Annotated in this window: 15 protein-coding genes; 2 read left to right on the top strand and 13 right to left on the bottom strand. The window is 72.2% G+C overall.

Annotated elements, in window-relative coordinates:
- Positions 1–50: 50 nt before the first annotated feature.
- The 6 genes from JNO54_RS08865 to JNO54_RS08840 form a co-directional block, all read right to left on the bottom strand.
- The gene (locus tag JNO54_RS08865; RefSeq protein ID WP_307818137.1) at positions 51–482 is read right to left on the bottom strand and encodes a hypothetical protein; all 432 of its coding nucleotides are present in this window, start codon (positions 480–482) and stop codon (positions 51–53) included.
- Between the two features lie 32 nt (positions 483–514).
- Positions 515–1276, bottom strand: a complete 762-nt coding sequence (locus tag JNO54_RS08860; RefSeq protein WP_204143570.1) for an SDR family oxidoreductase — start codon at positions 1274–1276, stop codon at positions 515–517.
- A gap of 10 nt (positions 1277–1286) precedes the next feature.
- Entirely contained in the window at positions 1287–2288 is a 1002-nt protein-coding gene (locus JNO54_RS08855; protein WP_204143569.1) for an NAD(P)H-dependent flavin oxidoreductase, read from the bottom strand.
- A 74-nt stretch (positions 2289–2362) separates the two neighbouring features.
- Positions 2363–5041 (bottom strand): aconitate hydratase AcnA, encoded by a 2679-nt coding sequence (acnA, locus tag JNO54_RS08850; RefSeq protein ID WP_307818136.1) that lies wholly within the window; start codon positions 5039–5041, stop codon positions 2363–2365.
- Positions 5042–5263: 222 nt separating this feature from the next.
- Positions 5264–6574 carry a class I SAM-dependent RNA methyltransferase gene (locus JNO54_RS14975; RefSeq protein WP_204143568.1) on the bottom strand — a complete coding sequence of 437 codons (1311 nt, stop codon included), beginning with the start codon at positions 6572–6574 and terminating at the stop codon, positions 5264–5266.
- Positions 6571–8580: an APC family permease gene (locus JNO54_RS08840; RefSeq protein WP_372430729.1), complete on the bottom strand. Its 2010-nt coding sequence runs from the start codon at positions 8578–8580 to the stop codon at positions 6571–6573. Before JNO54_RS08840 ends, JNO54_RS14975 begins: the two co-directional genes overlap by 4 nt.
- A gap of 85 nt (positions 8581–8665) precedes the next feature.
- On the opposite strand from JNO54_RS08840, the gene JNO54_RS08835 reads away from it, so the two are divergent.
- Positions 8666–9334, top strand: a complete 669-nt coding sequence (locus JNO54_RS08835) for a potassium channel family protein (protein WP_204143567.1) — start codon at positions 8666–8668, stop codon at positions 9332–9334.
- An 8-nt stretch (positions 9335–9342) separates the two neighbouring features.
- A complete protein-coding gene (locus tag JNO54_RS08830) occupies positions 9343–10011 on the top strand; it encodes a potassium channel family protein (protein WP_204143566.1) in 669 nt (222 codons plus the stop codon).
- Positions 10012–10036: 25 nt separating this feature from the next.
- Here JNO54_RS08830 and JNO54_RS08825 read toward each other — a convergent pair whose 3' ends face one another.
- The 7 genes from JNO54_RS08825 to JNO54_RS08795 all read right to left on the bottom strand — a co-directional run bounded on the left by JNO54_RS08825 (position 10037) and on the right by JNO54_RS08795 (position 14654).
- The gene (locus JNO54_RS08825) at positions 10037–10762 is read right to left on the bottom strand and encodes a DUF3159 domain-containing protein (RefSeq protein ID WP_204143565.1); all 726 of its coding nucleotides are present in this window, start codon (positions 10760–10762) and stop codon (positions 10037–10039) included.
- Complete coding sequence (locus JNO54_RS08820; RefSeq protein ID WP_307818135.1) at positions 10759–11121, bottom strand: OB-fold nucleic acid binding domain-containing protein; 363 nt, start codon at positions 11119–11121, stop codon at positions 10759–10761. The genes JNO54_RS08825 and JNO54_RS08820 overlap by 4 nt, the downstream gene beginning before the upstream one ends.
- Positions 11118–11762 carry a DUF3710 domain-containing protein gene (locus JNO54_RS08815; RefSeq protein WP_204143564.1) on the bottom strand — a complete coding sequence of 215 codons (645 nt, stop codon included), beginning with the start codon at positions 11760–11762 and terminating at the stop codon, positions 11118–11120. Before JNO54_RS08815 ends, JNO54_RS08820 begins: the two co-directional genes overlap by 4 nt.
- A complete protein-coding gene (dut, locus tag JNO54_RS08810) occupies positions 11749–12240 on the bottom strand; it encodes a dUTP diphosphatase (protein WP_204143563.1) in 492 nt (163 codons plus the stop codon). Before dut ends, JNO54_RS08815 begins: the two co-directional genes overlap by 14 nt.
- 2 nt (positions 12241–12242) lie before the next feature.
- Positions 12243–12542 (bottom strand): DUF4193 domain-containing protein, encoded by a 300-nt coding sequence (locus JNO54_RS08805; protein WP_204143562.1) that lies wholly within the window; start codon positions 12540–12542, stop codon positions 12243–12245.
- A gap of 151 nt (positions 12543–12693) precedes the next feature.
- Positions 12694–13557 (bottom strand): inositol monophosphatase family protein, encoded by an 864-nt coding sequence (locus JNO54_RS08800; protein ID WP_307818134.1) that lies wholly within the window; start codon positions 13555–13557, stop codon positions 12694–12696.
- On the bottom strand, positions 13554–14654 hold the full coding sequence (locus JNO54_RS08795; RefSeq protein ID WP_204143561.1) for a ferrochelatase: 1101 nt from the start codon (positions 14652–14654) through the stop codon (positions 13554–13556). The genes JNO54_RS08800 and JNO54_RS08795 overlap by 4 nt, the downstream gene beginning before the upstream one ends.
- Positions 14655–14668: the final 14 nt, after the last annotated feature.

Below are 14668 nucleotides of genomic sequence, written 5' to 3'. Positions count from 1 at the left end.
AGTCTAGGTCGTCCGGCCTGCAGATCTCCTGGGGACAACCGGCGAAGGGGTCACAGCCGGGGGACGAAGACCTGACCGTCGAGCGCCTCCCGGACCAGGCCGACGGATCGCTCCACCCCGCGCAGCCGCATCCCCTCACGCTCGAGGCAGACGAGCAGCGCGTCGAGCGAGCCGTCGGGCAGCACGTCGCTCATCTCGACCCGGGCGTGGCGGTAGGCCTGGCGCATCGCCGCGAGCTCGGCGCGCACGTGCATCTGCGTGATCCAGGCCAGCGCGACCGGGTGGCGCCGCAGCACCGGGTGGCCGCGGTACTCCGGCGGGCACTGGTCGAGCAACCACCCGGCGACGTCGCCCTGCCAGCCCGTGGCGCCCGGCGGCCGGACCCGCGGGGGCCAGCCCGGCGGACCGGTGCCCGCGGCGGCCGCCGCACCGGGCGAGCCGGGCAGGGCCGAGCGCACGGGAGGCGAGGACTGATCGAACACGTGTTCGATCATAAACCTTCACGGCGACACCCTCACCCCTTGGTCGTCGCCCGCTCGCCCGAGACCTCGGTGCGCACCGGCCGGATCGTGAGCTCCTCGACCATCGCCTCTGCCGGTGCGAGCACCGCGTAGCGGACCGCCTCGGCCACCGATGCCGCGGAGAGGTGGTCCTCGGCGACGTAGCCGCGACCGTGGGCGGACTGGAGCTCGACCTGCATGTCGGTGTCGACCCGACCGGGGTGGATCGAGACGACCCGTACCCGCCCGCGCTCCTCCTCGCGCAGCGCGTCGGTGAGGGCACGCAGGGCGAACTTCGAGGCGGAGTAGGACCCGCCGCCGGGGCCGGATCGGTGCCCCGATCCGGAGTTGATCGCGACGACGGTGCCGCCGGCGGCACGCAGCGCGGGCAGCAGCCGGCGGGTGAGGTCGGCGACCGCGACGACGTTGACGTCGTACTGGTGCGCCCAGTCCTCGCGGGTCAGCTCGGCGAGCGCCCCGGTCCGGGCGACCCCAGCGCTGTGGACGAGGACGTCGAGACCGTCCTCGAGAGAGGGTGCGAGGGCCTCCACCGCGGCGGCCGTCGAGTCGTCGTCGGTGAGCTCGACGACGAAGGGGTGAGCCTGGGCCCCCTTCGCCCGCAGCTCCTCGACGACCCGGTCCACGGCCGCCTCGTCACGCCCCCCGACGAGGAGCGCATGGGTCGGTGCGAGGGCGTCGCAGACGGCCCGGCCGATCCCCCGGCTGCCGCCGGTGACGAGGGCGACGGGACGTCCGGCAGAGGTGCGCTCGCTCATACCCGCCAGGCTAGGCCGTCCCAGCCCCCGGGAGGCGGGCCGCCGCCTCCCGGAGGAGCACCCGCCCTCGGCCGAGCTCGGCGACGACCTCGGCAGCCGTCCGGTGCCCGACGAGGAGGCCGACCGACTGGCCGGCATAGACCGGCGCGACCTGGGGGTCCGCGGCGGCTCGTGCGGCGCGCACGCCCTCCGTGACGCCGTCGGGGTCACCGGCCGCGATCGTCTCCACGAGCTCGCCGACGCGTCCGTCCCAGCGCTCGGTCGTGGCGTTGCGCAGCGCCCGCCCCCCGTAGACCTCGGGCCAGTCGAGCCGCTGGGCGACGTCGAAGACCCGTGTGTACGTCGTACCGTCCGAGCCCGCGGCGATCATCGCCGCTCGGTACGCCTCGGCGAAGGGGCTCTCGGCGCACGCGGCGAAGGGCGTGCCGACCCAGGCACCCAGCGCGCCCGCGGCGAGGACCGCCGCCATCCCGCGGGCCGTCGCGATCCCGCCGGCGGCGAGCACCGGGACCTTGCCCGCGAGGTCGAGGACCTCCTGGAGGAGGACGAGGGTCGAGACCCCGCCCCGGCCGTGGCCGCCCCCTTCGCTCCCCCGGGCCACAAGGAGGTCGACCCCCGCGTCGAGCGCCCGGAGCGCCTCGTCCCGCGTGCCGACCTGGCAGGTCAGCTGGATGTCAGGGTCGAGCGCACGGGCACGACCCACCCAGGGCGTCGGGTCGCCGAAGCTGATCGACAGCAGCGCCGGCCCCTGCGCGACCGCCGCGTCGAGGACCTCGGGACTCTCGCCGAGCTGCCAGGCCATGAGACCGATCCCGAAGGGGCCCCCCTCCCCGGCCGCACGGGAGAGCGTCGCGACGTCCTCTGGCGTCGCGCCGTACGCGAAGGCGACCGTGCCCAGCGCCCCCGCCGCCGAGACCGCGGCGGCCAGCCGGGCGTCGCTGGCTCCGGCCATCGGCGCCTGGACCACCGGCACCCGGTGGCCGCTGCGGACATCGTCGAGCCATGTCGTCATGGACTCAGCGTAGGGACGACGAAGGGGGCGGCTCACCGTGGTGAGCCACCCCCTTCGGAGCACGGACCTCGCGATCAGGCCTTGACGAGCGAGCGGAGGACGTACTGGAGGATGCCGCCGTTGCGGTAGTAGTCCGCCTCCCCGGGGGTGTCGATCCGCACGACCGCGTCGAAGGTGACGGTCTCGCCCGACTCCTTGGTCGCCGTGACCTTGACCGTCTTAGGCGTCCGGCCCTCGTTGAGCTCGGCGATGCCGGCGATGTCGAAGGTCTCGGTGCCGTCGAGGCCGAGGCTGTCCGCGGTGTCCCCGTTGGGGAACTGGAGCGGGACGACGCCCATGCCGATGAGGTTGGAGCGGTGGATCCGCTCGTAGGACTCGGCGATGACCGCCTTGACCCCGAGGAGGGTCGTGCCCTTGGCCGCCCAGTCACGGGAGGAGCCCGAGCCGTACTCCTTGCCGGCGAGGATGACGAGCGGGACGCCCGCCTCCTGGTAGGCCTGCGACGCCTCGAAGATCGTCGTCTGCTCACCGTCGGCGAGGAAGTTGCGCGTGAAGCCGCCCTCGACGCCGTCGAGGAGGAGGTTCTTCAGCCGGATGTTGGCGAAGGTGCCGCGGATCATCACCTCGTGGTTGCCACGGCGCGAGCCGTACGAGTTGAAGTCCTTCTTGTCGACGCCGTGCTCCGCGAGGTACTTGCCCGCCGGGCTGTCGGCCTTGATCGCACCAGCGGGGCTGATGTGGTCGGTGGTCACCGAGTCGCCGAGCAGCGCGAGGACGCGGGCGCCGGAGATGTCCTCGACCGGGGCCGGCTCCTGCTCCATGCCGTCGAAGTACGGCGCCTTGCGGACGTAGGTCGAGTCCTGCGCCCACTCGAAGGTGTCGCCCTCGGGGGTGTCGAGGCCCTTCCAGCGCTCGTCGCCGGCGAAGACGTCGGCGTAGCCCTTGGTGAACATCTCCTGGGTGATCGACTCCTGGATCGTCCGCTCGACGTCGACCGGGGCGGGCCAGATGTCCTTGAGGAAGACGTCGTTGCCCTCGCCGTCCTGGCCGAGCGGCTCGGTGTCGAAGTCGAAGTCCATCGTCCCGGCGAGCGCGTACGCGATCACGAGCGGCGGCGAGGCGAGGTAGTTCATCTTGACGTCGGGGTTGATCCGGCCCTCGAAGTTCCGGTTGCCGGAGAGGACCGAGGTGACCGCGAGGTCGTTGTCGTTGATCGTCTTGGAGATCTCCTCCGGCAGCGGGCCGGAGTTGCCGATGCACGTCGTGCAGCCGTAGCCGACGAGGTGGTAGCCGAGCTTCTCGAGGTAGGGCCACATGCCGGCCTTCTCGTAGTAGTCGGTGACGACCTGCGAGCCCGGGGCCATCGAGGTCTTGACCCAGGGCTTGACCTGCAGGCCCTTCTCGACGGCGTTCTTGGCGAGCATGGCGGCGGCCATCATCACCGAGGGGTTCGAGGTGTTGGTGCACGAGGTGATCGAGGAGATGACGACGGCGCCGTCCTTGAGCTCGAGCTGGCCGTGCTCGTGCTCCCCACCGCTGGCGGCGACGGGCGCGGAGCGCAGGTCACCCTCGACGCCGTAGTTCTTGACGTCGAGCGCGAACTGCTGCTTGGCGTCGGTGAGGACGATGCGGTCCTGCGGACGCTTCGGGCCGGCGATGGAGGGGACGACGGTGGAGAGGTCGAGCTCGAGCTTCTCGGAGAAGCGCGGCTCGGCGGAGCCGTCGAGCCACATGCCCTGCTCCTTGGCGTAGGCCTCGACGAGGGCGAGCTGCTCCTCGGAGCGGCCGGTGAGGCGCAGGTAGTCGATGGTGACGTCGTCGATCGGGAAGATCGCGCAGGTCGAGCCGAACTCGGGGCTCATGTTGCCGATCGTCGCGCGGTTGGCGAGCGGCACCGCGGAGACGCCCTCGCCGTAGAACTCGACGAACTTGCCGACGACACCGTGCTCGCGCAGCATCTGGGTGATCGTCAGGACGACGTCGGTCGCGGTGGCGGCCGGCGGGATCTCGCCAGTGAGCTTGAAGCCGACGACGCGCGGGATGAGCATCGAGATCGGCTGTCCGAGCATCGCGGCCTCGGCCTCGATGCCGCCGACGCCCCAACCGAGGACGCCGAGGCCGTTCTCCATCGTCGTGTGGCTGTCGGTGCCGACGCAGGTGTCGGGGTAGGCGACGCCGTCACGGTCGAAGACGACGCGCGCGAGGTGCTCGATGTTGACCTGGTGGACGATGCCGGTGCCCGGGGGGACGACCTTGAAGTCGTCGAAGGCGGTCTGGCCCCAGCGCAGGAACTGGTAGCGCTCCTCGTTACGGCCGTACTCGAAGTCGACGTTGCGCTCGAAGGCGTCGCGGCGACCGAAGATGTCGATCTGCACCGAGTGGTCGATGACGAGCTCGGCGGGGGCGAGCGGGTTGATCTTCGCCGGGTTGCCACCGAGGTCGGCGACGGCCTCACGCATGGTGGCGAGGTCGACGATGCACGGCACGCCGGTGAAGTCCTGCATGAGGACACGGGAGGGGGTGAACTGGATCTCGGTGTCCGGCTCGGCGGTCTCGTCCCACTGGCCGAGCGCGTTGATGTGGTCGGCGGTGACGTTGGCACCGTCCTCGGTCCGCAGCAGGTTCTCGAGGAGGACCTTGAGGCTGTACGGCAGCGACTCCGAGCCCTCCACCTCCGAGAGCCGGTAGATCTCGTAGGACCTGCCACCGACGTTGAGCTCGCCCTTCGCACCGAAGGTGTCTGCACTCGCCACGATCGACTCCTCTGTCGTTGTATTTATCTTGACGTCGAGATAAATCTAGCACAACGCCCCGAGGTGGGGCGTGCCTCTCCCCCACTCTCTCGCACCGAGGGCGGTCGGGACAGGTGAGACCCACCTTCGTTTCGGCGGGCAGAGGGACGAAGGGGGTCCTCCGGGGTACGAGCCTTGGCTCGTGCGAAGGGGTGGTGGGTGATGGGAAGCGGGGGTGGTTGGTCAGGGTCGGCCGGACGGCGGCTCGAAGGTTGCCACGCACTCCACGTGGTGCGTCATCGGGAAGGCGTCGAGGGCGCGCAGCCCCCTGAGCTCGTAGCCGAGCTCGCCGAGCGTGCCGGTGTCGCGGCCGAGCGCCGCCGGGTCGCACGCGACGTAGACGAGACATCGGGGTCGCATCGCGACGAGTGCCTCGACGACGCCACGGCCCGCTCCCGTCCGTGGGGGGTCGAGCACGATGACGTCGGCGGTCGGCGGCAGCAGGTGCGAGCGGGCCGGTGGCCGGGACCGCTTGTCGCGCCGACGGCTCTTTCTCGGCACCCCGAGGAGGTCGTCGACCCGCCCGGCGACGGCGAGCGCCTGCGGCTGCGCGGCGAGGTTGGCCTCGAGGTGCGCGAGGGCGAGGTCGTCGGACTCGACCGCGATGAGCTGGCCGTCGGGCCCGGTCGCCTCGGCGAGCGGCAGCGAGAGCAGCCCGACCCCGGCGTAGAGGTCGAGCACCCGGTCGCCGGGCTCGATCGCCGCCGCCTCGAGGACGGCCTCGACGAACGCCCGCGGGGCGTCGACGTGGACCTGCCAGAAGCCGCGGGCGTCGACGGTCAGCTCGCGCTCCCCCGCCCGGGTGGCGACCCGCTCTCGCACCGTGATCCGCTCGGTCCGCCCGTCGGCCGGGACCTCGACGAGGACGACGTCCTCCTCGGCGCTCGCCGCGACGACGTCCACGGCCGCGATCCCGGTCAGCTCACGCCCCCGGGCGTCCTCGGCGGCGGCGGCGATCCCCTCACCCACCCTCGGGTGGGCGATCGGGCAGTCCTCGATCGGGACGAGGTCGTGGCTGCGGTGCCGCCGCAGACCGACGAAGGGGGATCCTCCCCCTTCGCCCACAGCCACCTCGACCCGGGTCCGGTACCGCAGCCCGTCCTCGTCGGCCAGCGGCTCGACGACGACCTCACGATCGACCCGGCCGAGCCGGCTCAGCTGCTCCGCGACGACCTCGGCCTTGAGGACGCGTTGGTGGGCGGTGCTCACGTGCTGGAGGTCGCAGCCGCCGCAGAGGCCCGGGCCGGCCACGGGGCAGCGCACCGGGACGCGATGCTCGGAGGCGGTGAGGATCTCGACGGCGTCGGCCCGCAGGAATCGGTCACCCTCTCCCCCTTCGGTGATCCGGGCACGGACCCGCTCGCCGGGGATGGTGTGCCGCACGAAGATCACGCGGCCCTCGTGGCGGGCCACGCAGTGGCCGCCGTGCGCGACGGGACCAACGTCGACGACGACCTCGTCACCGACGGTGAGGTCCGCACCCGGGGGCGTCACAGCTCGCCCCGGCGGACGTCGCCCGCGGCCGGGCCGTCCATCCGCTCCTCGAGGCCCTCCGAGCTGGCGAGCTGCCACGGCACCGAGCTGATCATGACTCCTGGGGTGAGGATGAGCCGCGCCCGCAGCCGCAGGGCGCTCTGGTTGTGCAAGATCTGCTCCCACCAGTGTCCCAGGACGTACTGCGGGATGTAGACGACGACGAGGTCGCGAGGGTTGCCCGAGCGGATCGACTTCACGTAGTCGACGACCGGGCGGGTGATCTCGCGGTAGGGCGAGTCGAGCGCCTTGAGCGGCACCGGGATCCCGCGCCGGACCCACTCGGCCTGGAGGCGCGAGGTGTCCTCGGGCTCGACGTCGACCGTCACGGCCTCGAGCACCGAGGGGCGCGTCGCCTGCGCGTACGCGAGCGCCCGCAGGGTCGGCTTGTGGATGGTGCTGACGAGGACGATGGCGTGCACGCGTGAGGGCAGCAGCTGCTGCTTCGTGTCTCCCTCGCGCACGGAGAGCTCCTCACGCACGCGCTGGTAGTGCCGGTGGATGCCGACCATGAGCGCGAAGAGGACGACCATGGCCGCGACCGCGAAGCCGGCGCCGTGGAGGAACTTCGTCGCGAGGACGACCGCGAGGACGGTCCCCGACATCACCGCACCGACGACCGTGATGACGCGCTTGCGCTGCATCGAGCGACGGGCGGCCGGGTCCTCCTCGATCGCGAGGTGCCTGTTCCAGTGCCGGGTCATGCCGATCTGGCTGATCGTGAAGCTCACGAAGACACCGACGACGTAGAGCTGGATGAGCTTGGTGACCTCGGCGTCGTAGATGAGGATGAGCAGCGCCGCCGCACCGGCGAGGATGAGGATGCCGTTGGAGAAGGCCAGCCGGTCGCCCCGCGTGTGCAGCTGCCGCGGGAGGTAGCCGTCCTTGGCGAGGATCGACCCGAGGACGGGGAAGCCGTTGAAGGCCGTGTTCGCGGCGAGCACGAGGATGAGGCCGGTGACGACGGAGACGAGCACGACGCCGGGGTGGAAGCCGTCGAAGACGGACTTCGCGACCTGGCCCATGACGGTGTCCTGGACGTAGGACTCCCCGACCGGCTCGCCGTCCCGGTAGAGCTGGAGGTGCGGGTCGTCGGCGAACTTCACCTTCGTCCACGTCGCGAGGGTGACCATCGAGAGGAGCATCGTCACCGAGAGCAGACCCATCATGAGCAGGGTCGTCGCGGCGTTGCGGCTCTTGGGCTTCTGGAAGGCCGGGACGCCGTTGCTGATCGCCTCGACACCGGTGAGGGCGGAGGCACCCGAGGAGAAGGCCCGCAGCAGGAGGAAGACCATCGCGAGGGTCCCGAGCACCTCGTACCCCGGCTCCGGGCGCAGCTCGAGCGCGGCGCTCTCCGCGAGCGGCAGGTCGCCGGTGCTCTTGCGGACGAAGCCGATGAGCGCCATGCCGAGGACCGTGGCCATGAAGAGGTAGGTGGGCAGGGCGAAGGCCGTGCCCGACTCCCGCACCCCTCGCAGGTTCATGGTGGTCAGGAGCAGGACGAGGACGACGGCGACGACTGCCTCGTGCCCGCGGACGAAGGTGAAGGCGGCGCCCGCGTTCTGCACCGCCGAGGAGACCGAGACGGCGACCGTGAGGACGTAGTCGACGAGCAGCGCGCTCGCGACGGTCAGCCCCGCCCTCGGCCCGAGGTTGGTGTTGGCGACCTCGTAGTCACCTCCGCCGGAGGGGTAGGCGTGGACGTTCTGCCGGTAGCTGAGGACGATGACGAGCATCACCACGGCGACGGCGAGCGCGACCTTCCACGAGTGGGTCATCGCGAGGGCCGCGCCGGCCATGCCGAGCGTCAGCAGGATCTCGTCCGGTGCGTAGGCCACGGACGAGAGCGCGTCGCTCGCGAAGACCGGCAGCGCGATCTTCTTGGGGAGCAACGTCTCACCGAGCTTGTCGCTGCGCATCGCGCGCCCGACAAGGACCCGCTTGAGCAGTCGTCCAGATGACACGATCGGTGAGTCTATGCCTGCTCAGGGGGCTGCGGGTGCCTGCCGCGAGAGTGCCTGCGGCACCCCCGGCGCGGTGTACCGTCGAGCCGTGCATTTCGTCATCATGGGATGCGGTCGCGTGGGCGCCTCGCTGGCCCGCTCGCTCGAGCGCGGTGGGCACGACGTGGCCATCGTCGACCAGGACCCCACGGCCTTCCATCGGCTCGGTCCCGAGTTCGCCGGCCGGCAGGTCGCGGGCGTCGGCTTCGACCGCGACACCCTCGTCGCGGCGGGCATCGAGGACGCCTATGCCTTCGCCGCGGTCTCGAGCGGCGACAACTCCAACATCCTCGCCGCCCGGGTGGCTCGCGAGACCTTCGGCGTCGAGCACGTCGTCGCCCGGATCTACGACCCCGAGCGGGCCGAGATCTACCAGCGCCTCGGCATCCCGACCGTCGCCACCGTCCGGTGGACCGCCGACCAGGTCATCCGCCGCCTGCTCCCCCAGGGCCACGCCCCGGAGCTCACCGACGCGTCCGGGTCGATCGTCATCGCCGAGGTCCAGGCGGACCCGTCGTGGATCGGCCGTCGGCTCAGCGAGATCGAGTCGGTCACGAGCAGCCGTGTCGCCTACCTCACCCGGCTCGGCGAGGGCACCGTCCCCGGCGTCGACACCGTCTACCAGGACGGGGACCTCCTCCATCTGACGATCGCCCGGACCCGGGTCGGTGAGGTCGAGCGGCTGCTCGGCCGCGCGGCACCGCCCCACGACCGATAGGACTGACAATGCGCGTCGTCATCGCCGGAGCCGGGAGCGTCGGTCGCTCCATCGCCCGCGAGCTCCTCGGCAACGGCCATCACGTCCTGCTCATCGACAAGGACGCCGACGAGGCCCGCGTGGCCAAGCTGCCCGAGGCGAGCTGGCTGGCCGGGGACGCCTGCGAGATCTCCTCGCTGCAGGAGGCTGGCATGGCGGACTGCGACGTCGTCGTCGCCTCGACCGGTGACGACAAGGTCAACCTCGTCCTCTCGCTGCTCGCCAAGACCGAGTTCGGCGTCCCCCGGACCGTCGCCCGGGTCAACAACCCGAAGAACGAGTGGATGTTCGACGAGTCGTGGGGTGTCGACGTCGCCGTGTCGACGCCGCGGCTCATGACCGCGCTCGTCGAGGAGGCCGTGAGCGTCGGTGACCTCGTGCGGATCTTCGAGTTCCAGCAGGGCAGCGCGACGATGGTCGAGATCACTCTCCCGGCGGACAACCCCTATGTCGGGCGCCGGGTCGGCGACATCACCTTCCCGCAGGACACGGTGCTCACCGGCATCATCCGTGACGCGCGACCGCTCAGCCCCACGGCCGACGATGCGCTCGAGGCGCTCGACGAGCTGCTCTTCCTCACCATCGCGGAGCGGGAGCTCGAGCTCGCCGAGATGATGAGCCTGCGCCGGCGCGGCTGACCCGGCCGGAGGGCCGGTGACCCGGTCAGTCCTGGCGGGCCGGCTCGACGTGGTCGAGCAGCAGCTCGTCGTCCGGGTCGATCGGGGTGTGCCCACGGACGAGCATCGTGCCCATCACGGCGACGGCGGCCGCCCACAACGGCCACCCGAGGACGACCTTGCTCACCGTGAGGCCGGCGATGTTGTCGGTGAGGTAGAGCGGACCCATGATCCCGACGCGGATGACGTAGATCGCGACGAGCACGAGGGTGAGCCGGCTGCAGACCCGCACGGCGGCGGCGTTGCGACGCCAGCGGAAGGGGTCGCCCTCGCGCGCTGCCGGGTCGGCCGCGCCGATGAGGAAGCCGACGAGCGGCCAGCGCACGAGGATCGAGACGAGCGAGCCGATCCCGTAGGCCAGGCTCATGAGGATGCCGGGCAGGAAGGCGTCCTCGGCCCGGCCGGAGCGCAGCGCGAAGAACGCGGCGATCGCGGCCGCGAAGATGCCGGAGATGACGTACTGGAGGCTCTGCCCGGCGATCAGCCGGGCGACGAGGAGCACCGCGACGAGGGCGCATGCCGCGCCGAGGGCAAGGGTGCGGTCCTGCGTCAGGGTCCAGGTGATGACGAAGCCGAGCATGGGGATCGTCGTCTCCAGCGATCCCCGGACGCCACCGAGGGCGTCGGAGAGCCGGCGGCGGATCAGCGCCTCGACGGTCGGTGCCGCGGGACGGACGAGAGCGTCGTCCCCCTCGACGGGCGATGCGCTCATGCGGTGGGGACGATGTCGTAGGAGGGGTTGTAGATCGTCGCGGACCTGGTGCTGCGGCACAGCCGGCCCGAGGCACGCAGGTAGACCCCCGGTCGGATCCCGCGGATCTCGCGACGGCCGAGCCAGACGAGGTTGACCGGGGTCGTGCCGTCGTAGAGCTCCGCGACCAGGGCCGGGACGCTCTGCTCCGGGCGCAGGGTCACGCTGCGGATCGTGCCGGCGACGGTGACGACCTGGCGGTCCACCGCCTCCGCGACGGCCGTGCAGCCGCGCGCGGTGGCCTCGCTGCGCAGCTCGTCTGCGACGATGTCGTCCTCGGCGCGGAGCAGGTCACGCAGCCGGTCGAGGACCTTGCTCACGACGCGGCCTCGGGCATCCGCAGCGGCAGCATCTCGCGAGGCGCCATCGGGTCCGCGCCCCGGACGACGACGGAGTCGGCCACCGCCGCGTCCAGGGCCCGGCGGGCGCCCTCGTCGACCGCCGCGCGGCCGCTGTAGACGGCACGGAGGAACCAGCGGGGGCCGTCGACACCGACGAAGATCGCCGGCGCGAAGACCGTCCGGCCGTCGGCGCCGGGCTGGGGCAGACGGGTCCGCAGCTCGGTCCCGAAGGGGCCGGTGGCCTCCTCGACCGTGCCGCGGTTGGTCTCGATCATCTCGGCGATCTCACCGCGGATCTCGTCCCAGATCCCGCTCGTGCGAGGGGCGGCGAAGGCCTGGAGCTGGGCGGTCGCGTCGTCGATGCTCACCTGGACGGCCGAGACCTTCTCCGTGGCCTGCTCGACCTCGAGCCGGACCTCCATGCCCTGGACGGGGCGCAGCCAGATGCCACCGAGGTCGATCCGTCCGCCGAGGCCGTCGACCTGGGACTCGTCGAAGGGGCCGGTGGCCGGCTCGGCGGCCGCACCGTCGGGCGCGGGGTCGTCCGCGGCGACCGGGGTGGTCTCGTCCGGCGCCGGCGACTCGGCCTGAGATGCGTCCTTCTTCTTACGACCGAACATCCGTGGTCCGACCTTCCTCGCTGGTGAATCCTCCGCTGGAACCATGACCAGTCTCACCCCGCTGCGAGGTCGGAAGCGAATCGGCCTCGACGAACTGCCCGAGGCCGACCTCCTGGAGGACGAGCTGGGCGATCCGGTCGCCGGGCGCGACCGTGAAGCTCGCCGCCGGGTCGAGGTTGACGAGGTTGACGAGGATCTCGCCGCGATAGCCGGAGTCGACGGTCCCCGGCGCGTTGACGACCGAGATGCCGTGCCGGGCCGCCAGCCCGGAGCGGGGGTGGACGAGGCCGACCCAGCCCGCCGGCAGGGCGATCGCCAGGCCGGTGGGGACGAGGGCGCGCTCCCCCGGCCCAAGGGTCGCGCCCTCGACGGCCGTGAGGTCAGCCCCGGCGTCACCGTCCTTGGCGTAGGCCGGCAGCACGGCCTCGGGCCGCAGCCGGCGGACGAGGACCTCGGGACGAGCCGGCTCAGGTGCCATGCTCAGGCAGCGCACTCCCGGCAGACGGGGCCGGCGGAGCCCTCGCTCGCGAGCTGGCTGCGGTGGTGGACGAGGAAGCAGCTCGTGCACGTGAACTCGTCGGCCTGGCGCGGCAGGACCCGCACCGACATCTCCTCGCCGGAGAGGTCGGCACCGGGGAGCTCGAAGCCCTCGGCCGCCTCGGTCTCGTCGACATCGACGTTGCTCGACTGCTGGTCGGCCCGTCGCGACTTCAGCTCCTCGATGGAGTCCTCGGAGATGTCGTCGTCGGTCTTCCGTGGAGCGTCGTAATCGGTCGCCATGGTGGTGTGGTCCGTCCCCTCTGCGCGCGTCGTCTGTGTGGTCGTGGCGTGCAACGCCCAGACCGATGGTTTTGTGCCCGGCGGGGCGGATTGTGCCTCAGCAGGGGTGAGATTGCCACATCCGCTCGCCCGTCGGCGATCGGGGGTCCCCTCAGTCCTCCGGACCGACGCCGTCCACGGCCCGCGTCAGGGCGGCCCGGAGCTCGCCGTGCACCCTCGGGCCGCCCGCGACGAGCATGCTCTCGTCGGGGTCGTCGCCGGCGAGGTCGGTGACGAGAGCACCGGCCTCGGTCGCGACGAGCCACCCGGCCGCGAGGTCCCACGGGTTGAGCCCCCGCTCGTAGTACGCGTCGACCGTGCCGTCGGCGACCCGGCAGAGGTCGAGGGCGGCGCTGCCCAGCCGGCGGATGTCGCGCACCTGCGGCAGGACCTCGGCGAGGACCGCGCCCTGCCAGGCCCGGCGACGGGCGCCGTAGCCGAAGCCGGTGGCGCACAGCGCGAGGTCCAGCGACCCGGCACCGGCGACGCGCAGAGGCCGCGCGATCCCCCCTTCGCCCCGGGTGGCCCCGTGACCGGCCGCCGCCGCGAAGATTTCGCCGCTCACCGGGTTGACGACGACCCCGGCGACCGGGCGCCACGCGCCGGGCCGGCCAGGGTCACCGACGACGGCCGCGACCGAGACGGCGTACGCCGCGAGCCCGTAGAGGTAGTTGACCGTGCCGTCGATGGGGTCGACGACCCAGGTGATGCCGGTGCTGCCGGGACGGCCACCCCGCTCCTCCCCCGCGAAGCCGTCGTCGGGGCGCAGCTCGGCGATGCGGCGGCTCAGGAGGTCCTGGCTGGCCTGGTCCATGACGGTGACGACGTCGGTGCGGCTCGACTTCGTCTCGGCGACCCCGAGGTCGCCGGGCCGCTCGTCGACGATGAGCGCCGCCGCCTCGAGGGCGACGGTCCGCGCGATGGCGAGCAGCTCGAGAGGGGCGACCCCCTCCGGCAGCGGCAGCGCGCGGGTCACCTCCGCTCGCCGACCGCCGGCCGCGGGTCGCGCAGGTTCGGGCAGCACCCGGAAGGACAGATGCTCGGGCTGGCCGTCAGACCGCCCCACGTCTCGGGGGTCACCGGGTCACCCCGGTGCTCGGCCGCCCGCTCCGCGAGGAGGTCGGCCAGACCGGTGACGAAGGCGGGAGCGCTGCCGGCAGTGGGCACGCGGATCATCCGTATCCCGCACTCCCGGGCCGTCTCGGCCGCCTGGGTGTCGAGGTCGTAGATGACCTCCATGTGGTCGCTGACGAAGCCGATCGGCGCGACGACCACGCTCCGGACCCCTTCGCCCGCGAGCTCACGGATCCGGTCGTCGACGTCCGGCTCGAGCCACGGCACCGAGGGCGGCCCCGACCGGCTGCAGAAGACGAGCTCGCCGTCGACCTCGCGGCCCAGCCGCCGGCCGGCCTCCTCGCAGATCGCGGCGGCCAGCGCCACGTGACCGCGCGAGTAGGCCCGCTCCTCGCCGTCGCCCGGGCCGGAGGTGAGGTCCATCGCCTCCGGGATCGAGTGGGTGACGAAGAGCAGCGCCGGGTCCGGGTCGCTCTCGTGGGCCTCGCGCAGGGCAGCGACGACGAGCTCGGCGTTCGTCGCGGCGAAGCCGGGGTGCTCCGCGTAGGGGCGCACGAGCGCCACCTCGAGCCGGTCGGCCAGGTCGCGGTCGGCGAGCGCCGCCGCGAGGTCCTCGCGGTAGGCACGGCAGGAGCTGTAGGAACGCCAGGCGCTCGTGCGCACGACGAGGACCCGCCGGGCCCCGCCCTCGGCGAGCTCCTCGAGGACGTCGGCGACGAAGGGGTCGCTGTGCCGGTTGCCGAGGACGACCGGTACCTCGCTGCCCCGCGAGCGCAGCTCGGCGGTGAGCGCCCCGACGAGAGCGCGACCCAGGTCGTTGATCGGCGACCGCCCGCCGAAGAGCTCGTAGTGCTGCCCCACCTCACGGAGCCGCTCGTCGGGGATCCCCTTGCCGCCGGTCACCCGCCGCAGGAAGGGCAGGACCTCGTCGGGTCCCTCGGGCCCGCCGAAGGAGTGGACAAGGACGGCATCGAAGGGGGCAACCTGGTCGTCGGGCATGGCCACCACCGTAG

The sequence above is a fragment of the Janibacter endophyticus genome (assembly GCF_016888335.1).
GTDB classification, from domain to species: domain Bacteria; phylum Actinomycetota; class Actinomycetes; order Actinomycetales; family Dermatophilaceae; genus Marihabitans; species Marihabitans endophyticum.
The sequence above is the reverse complement of the archived record's forward strand: the minus strand, read 5'-3'. Positions and strand labels throughout refer to the sequence as shown.